The sequence below is a fragment of the Gemella haemolysans genome, assembly GCF_028308085.1.
In the GTDB taxonomy this organism is placed as follows: domain Bacteria; phylum Bacillota; class Bacilli; order Staphylococcales; family Gemellaceae; genus Gemella; species Gemella haemolysans_D.
The window spans coordinates 1-747 of record NZ_JAQMFS010000111.1 but is presented as its reverse complement, the minus strand read 5'-3'; the positions used below and the strand labels follow the sequence as shown (position 1 = coordinate 747).

1 protein-coding gene is annotated in these 747 nt (G+C 33.5%); it reads left to right on the top strand.

Annotation, left to right across the window (positions count from 1 at the left end; translation table 11 throughout):
* Positions 1-152: 152 nt before the first annotated feature.
* Positions 153-617, top strand: a complete 465-nt coding sequence (gene tnpA, locus PNO30_RS08670; RefSeq protein ID WP_271988118.1) for an IS200/IS605 family transposase — start codon at positions 153-155, stop codon at positions 615-617.
* Positions 618-747 lie beyond the last annotated feature (130 nt).

Below are 747 nucleotides of genomic sequence, written 5' to 3'. Positions count from 1 at the left end.
GGGCTTTAGCCAGTTGAGGAGGCGAAGTCTCCGAAACAAAAAACCACCCGCTATGCGGGTGCGAGACAAAAGTTAAACAATTGAAAAATCATCCTTTCTTGATAAAATAAGAGTAGTTCAAGCTCTAAAATAAAGAAAGGATGATTTTAATTATGGCAAATAAACATAATAGTTTATCGCATACAAAGTGGTTATGTAAATACCATATTGTATTTACACCTAAGTATAGACGAAAAATAGAATTTAATCAATACAAACGAGATATAGTAGATATAATAAAAAGGTTATGTAAGTATAAAGGAGTGGAAATAATAGAAGGCCATATAATGCCAGATCATATACATTTGCTACTATCAATACCGCCAAAATATAGTGTATCAAGTTTTATGGGATATCTGAAAGGGAAAAGTTCATTAATGATATTTGATATGCATTCAAATTTGAAATACAGATACGGAAATAGAAAGTTTTGGGCAGAAGGATACTATGTAAGTACTGTAGGATTGAATGAAAGTACAATAAGAAAATATATCAGAGAACAAGAATCGCATGATATTGCGATAGACAAATTGACAACAAAAGAATATAAAAATCCATTTGGAGATAAGAAAAAATAGATAAACCCGTTTAACGGGTAGCGGGCGTTAAAATACAATAGGGCTTGAACGAATGTGAAAGCCAGCGCCTTGAGGTGCGTGTTAGTAACAAAGGGTTATACCCGAAGAGAAAACCACCCCTTTTCAGGGG

What these genes read in the sequence shown, in the direction of transcription:
- tnpA (WP_271988118.1), top strand. Translation starts at nt 153, where the DNA reads ATGGCAAATAAACATAATAGTTTATCGCATACAAAGTGGTTATGTAAA.